This is a genomic window from Bacillus sp. C-3-6, from assembly GCF_054509685.1.
In genome coordinates this window covers 275,001-280,000 of sequence record NZ_CM137247.1, presented here as the reverse complement: position 1 = coordinate 280,000, position 5,000 = coordinate 275,001, and the positions used below count along the sequence as shown (strand labels likewise).

Sequence of the window (5,000 nt, the reverse complement as noted above, 5' to 3'; positions counted from 1 at the left end):
ATAAACTCATATACTACTCTAGTTATAGAGTCCCAAGTTCTCCTTATATGAAGTAATGGTTGCTTATCTGTTTACTCGCAAATATATAGAACCACACTAATATATTTATTAACTATCCCTGTTTCACTGAAATATCAGCCTTATATCTCTTTCATCTTTAGTATCATCTATTTCCATACAGCTATATTCTCTTAATAAATATTTAAGATATGCTCAAGGTTCGAATTGATTAATAGTATTTCCTTTTTAAACACATATACTGGATTAAAAATACGCACCTCAATGTATCAAGTGTACCGAACACACACATACAGAACACTCGTTCCTTTCATTACTTCACTTTTTATATAACATTAATAGATATTAAACCCATACCTATATTTACGTTTTACTGCTAAAAGAGCGAATCATTTCACTAACAAAGCATTTAGTTTCATTTCTAGTATATATCCCCCTTTTGAAATACATATAGAATCATAATTTCCGTTGTTTCTATCTCCCCACTAAGAATACACAACCATACAAAAACAATCCTACAACAAGGTATACGACGGCTGCACAATTATAAATCTTAATCCTCTCAATACCTACAGGGGTGCTGTCCGCCTTTAACACAAATATATACTAAAAAAATTTCAATATAAAATGGCCGGAATTTCTACACTAAGAAAAATCCGGCTCTTATTTTTAGGCAACAACCAAAATCATTTTTACATTCAGTATTAAATGTCTATTCAATATTCCCTACTCCGCTCTGGTAAAGGTGAATGTATCATATCTGTCACTGCATAATATAGATTTTCTGGATGTTCGGCTATCCGATGACATAAATACAAATACCAATCTTTCCCATAAGTCAAATACACTCTAGCGTTATGTCCTTTGTTTTTCAAATTTCTTAACATATCCGGACGAATTCCATATAACATTTCTATTTCTACATTAGGGTGACTAAAATATTGACGTTGCTCCATCTCTTTAATAAGAATTTCATCATGTGTAGCTATAGATACAGGGTGATGGTTTTCAACTAGTTTTTCTACAATTTGAAGATACTGTTGATTTAAATCAGTTGATCTAGGCATAGCAATATCCGGAACTTCTTGATAGGCACCTTTTACAACTCTTATTTTTCCTGGATAATGAAGGAGTTCTTGAATATCGTTGTTTGAGCGGTATAAATGTGCCTGTATTGTTATCCCTACATTATGATATTGCTCAGTTACCTTTTTATAAATGGAAAGAATGTCCGCTGCTTTAGATGATTCTTCCATACTTATCATAAGGGTAGTTCCATGTACTTTCGCCTTCTCTGCCAACTCCATTAAATGAATATAAGATATTTCTGGATCTATAGATAATCCAATATGAGATAAATCGAGTGATACTGTTTGTTTCATAGATAGAGCACCCATGTCCCCAATAAGATTCAAAAACTCATTTTTTGCTTTATAGCATGCCTCTATATCTAGAGTATTTTCCCCTATGTATTCTAGTGAAGTATGATAACCTTTTGTAATTAGTTCTTTTGCCGTCCCAATTCCCTCATGTCTCGTTTCTCCGGTGACAAAGCGTTTCGCAGCTTGTAATAATAACGCATAGAGTTCAGTGGATTGTTGTACATATGCTTTTATATGTTCATTTCGTGCAATCGATTTAAATGCCTGAGCTACTTGTAATTCTGGTTTAGTCATCACATTTTCATCTCCTTTAGAACTATTTGACCCTACTATAGCATGCTAAAATGGTTTGTATTAGTACCATTTCATCCAAACTTTTATGGTACCAATTTTGATGAAGGGAGCATTTATATGCTTTGGATACCTATTGATCGATCTTTAGATATAAGTTTAATTCGACAAGTTTATCACCAGATACGTGAACGAATATTAAACGGAGAGCTACAATCTGGTGATAAACTACCAGCAACACGGGAATTATCTTCTGAGTTAGGTGTGTCTAGGAATGTAATTTTAGAAGCTTATGATCAATTATTTTCCGAAGGCTTTTTGGTCACTCGGCAAGGAGCTGGAACATTCATTGCCGAAGGAGCTTATTTAGAACAACGTAAAAAATCAACTCTAATTGATTCTTTATATTGGTGTGAAGAAACAAACAAAGAGAGTAACATCATTAATTTTCGTTCAGGAATACCAGCATTAGACTTATTTCCACGTAAAGGATGGGCAAAGTTGTCTCACACGATATGGAATGAAACACCTCCTTCTACGTTTGGATATGATATCCCCCAAGGACGTCCCGAATTAAGAAAGGTTTTATCACGGTATTTACTAAAAACAAGAGGAGTTTTTTGTCATCCAGAACAATTGGTGATTACTTCCGGTGCAACACAAGCTTTAACACTTGTGTCTAAGCTACTTTTGTCATCAGGTGACGAAGTACTAATAGAAGATCCCATCACCAATGACATTCAAACAATTTTTAAAAATTCAGGAGCCTTTCTTTCCCCTATACCAGTTGATGATAATGGGATGAATACATCTTTGTTACCTGCAAATAAAAATCCAAAATTCATCTTCATTACTCCTTCTCATCAGTTCCCTTTAGGTGGAACGTTGCCAATTCAACGACGGGTTCAATTGGTTAACTACTCAAGAAAAACAAATTGTTACCTCATTGAAGATGATTATGATAGTGAGTTTCGATATGAAGGTTCACCTGTAAGTTCATTGCAGGGATTGGATCCCGAACGCGTTATATACATAGGTTCATTTAGTAAAATTTTATCACCGTCCCTTAGGATGGGATACTTAGTTCTTCCCTCACACCTTATTGAAAAATGTCGCAGGATAAAATGGTTTTCAGATTTACATACACCTTCTTTAAATCAGCTTATCCTTGCTAAATTTATTGCCGAAGGTTATTTGGAACGACATATTATGAAGATGAAAAAAATCTATAAAAATCGAAGAGACTTCCTTATCCAGCAATTAAAATCAGTATTCTCAAATACAATCAATATTTTCGGTTATTCTACAGGATTACATCTGATTGTTGAATTCAATCAAGTTCAATTCACAAAAGAATTACTTGAGAAAATCCAACAACTCGGAGTGAAAGTATATCCTGTGGAAGCCCACGCCATTGAAAAAGGAAAACATCACAATCGAATTATTATAGGGTATGGCCATTTAACAACTGAAGAAATAAAAGAGGGTGTGAGCAGGCTCCAGAGGGCAATACTTCGTATATATTCTTGTTAACAAATAGACTTTAAAGCTCAGCCATATTTTTCTGAAGGTATGCTACTTAAATGTGAAATTCTAATAAAATAAAGCTGTTTCTCGCTAGATAAACGTACTCATAGAGCCTACATTAATTACAAGTTTATTTTATAAAACACAAAAAAGACGAGTCATTCTGACTCGTCTTAAAGTTGCTTGGCGACGTCCTACTCTCACAGGGACAAGGTCCCAACTACCATCGGCGCTAGAGAGCTTAACTTCCGTGTTCGGTATGGGAACGGGTGTGACCTCTCTGCCATCATCACCAAACTATGAAGGCATATTCCTTCAAAACTAGATAACATTGCTACATATTATATGGTTAAGTCCTCGATCTATTAGTATTCGTCAGCTCCACATGTCACCATGCTTCCACCTCGAACCTATCAACCTGATCATCTTTCAGGGATCTTACTAGCTTACGCTATGGGAAATCTCATCTTGAGGGGGGCTTCATGCTTAGATGCTTTCAGCACTTATCCCTTCCGCACATAGCTACCCAGCTATGCCCTTGGCAGAACAACTGGTACACCAGCGGTGCGTCCATCCCGGTCCTCTCGTACTAAGGACAGCTCCTCTCAAATTTCCTACGCCCACGACGGATAGGGACCGAACTGTCTCACGACGTTCTGAACCCAGCTCGCGTACCGCTTTAATGGGCGAACAGCCCAACCCTTGGGACCGACTACAGCCCCAGGATGCGATGAGCCGACATCGAGGTGCCAAACCTCCCCGTCGATGTGGACTCTTGGGGGAGATAAGCCTGTTATCCCCGGGGTAGCTTTTATCCGTTGAGCGATGGCCCTTCCATGCGGAACCACCGGATCACTAAGCCCGACTTTCGTCCCTGCTCGACTTGTAGGTCTCGCAGTCAAGCTCCCTTATGCCTTTGCACTCTACGAATGATTTCCAACCATTCTGAGGGAACCTTTGGGCGCCTCCGTTACACTTTAGGAGGCGACCGCCCCAGTCAAACTGCCCACCTGACACTGTCTCCCGGGTCGATAAGACCCGTAGGTTAGAATTTCAATACAGTCAGGGCGGTATCCCACCAGCGCCTCCACCGAAGCTAGCGCTCCGGTTTCAATGGCTCCCGCCTATCCTGTACAAACTGTACCAAAATTCAATATCAGGCTACAGTAAAGCTCCACGGGGTCTTTCCGTCCTGTCGCGGGTAACCTGCATCTTCACAGGTACTATAATTTCACCGAGTCTCTGGTTGAGACAGTGCCCAAATCGTTACACCTTTCGTGCGGGTCGGAACTTACCCGACAAGGAATTTCGCTACCTTAGGACCGTTATAGTTACGGCCGCCGTTTACTGGGGCTTCAGTTCAGAGCTTCGCTTACGCTAACCCCTCTCCTTAACCTTCCAGCACCGGGCAGGTGTCACCCCCTATACTTCGCCTTACGGCTTCGCAGAGAGCTGTGTTTTTGCTAAACAGTCGCTTGGGCCTATTCACTGCGGCTTTCCGTTAAGAAAGCACCCCTTCTCCCGAAGTTACGGGGTCATTTTGCCGAGTTCCTTAACCAGAGTTCTCTCGCACACCTTAGGATTCTCTCCTCGCCTACCTGTGTCGGTTTGCGGTACAGGCACCTTTTATCTCGCTAGAAGCTTTTCTTGGCAGCGGGGAATCAAAGACTTCGCTCCATAAGGAGCTTCCCCATCACAGCTCAGCCTTCACGATAAGCGGATTTGCCTACTTATCAGCCTAACTGCTTGGACGTGCACAACCAATCGCACGCTTCTTCTATC

2 protein-coding genes and 2 rRNA genes (1 of these 4 only partly in view) are annotated in these 5,000 nt (G+C 39.8%); 1 reads left to right on the top strand and 3 read right to left on the bottom strand.

The genetic code is table 11. The annotated features are described in order from the left end of the window. Positions 1-734 precede the first annotated feature (734 nt). Positions 735-1,694, bottom strand: a complete 960-nt coding sequence (locus ACW0JX_RS01575; protein WP_340785401.1) for a proline dehydrogenase family protein — start codon at positions 1,692-1,694, stop codon at positions 735-737. A 117-nt stretch (positions 1,695-1,811) separates the two neighbouring features. Here ACW0JX_RS01575 and pdxR point away from each other — a divergent pair, with 117 nt between their 5' ends. Next, positions 1,812-3,224 (top strand): MocR-like pyridoxine biosynthesis transcription factor PdxR, encoded by a 1,413-nt coding sequence (pdxR, locus tag ACW0JX_RS01570; protein ID WP_459245274.1) that lies wholly within the window; start codon positions 1,812-1,814, stop codon positions 3,222-3,224. A gap of 175 nt (positions 3,225-3,399) precedes the next feature. Here the strand turns inward: pdxR and rrf are convergent. Further along, positions 3,400-3,515 (bottom strand): 5S ribosomal RNA (gene rrf, locus ACW0JX_RS01565). 48 nt (positions 3,516-3,563) lie between these two features. Then, positions 3,564-5,000: ribosomal RNA gene (locus tag ACW0JX_RS01560) — 23S ribosomal RNA — on the bottom strand (it continues 1,485 nt past the right edge of the window).

Bases quoted from the DNA above. Each gene is read 5' to 3' on its own strand.
- ACW0JX_RS01575 (WP_340785401.1), bottom strand. From the start codon at position 1,694: ATGACTAAACCAGAATTACAAGTAGCTCAGGCATTTAAATCGATTGCA.
- pdxR (WP_459245274.1), top strand. From the start codon at position 1,812: ATGCTTTGGATACCTATTGATCGATCTTTAGATATAAGTTTAATTCGA.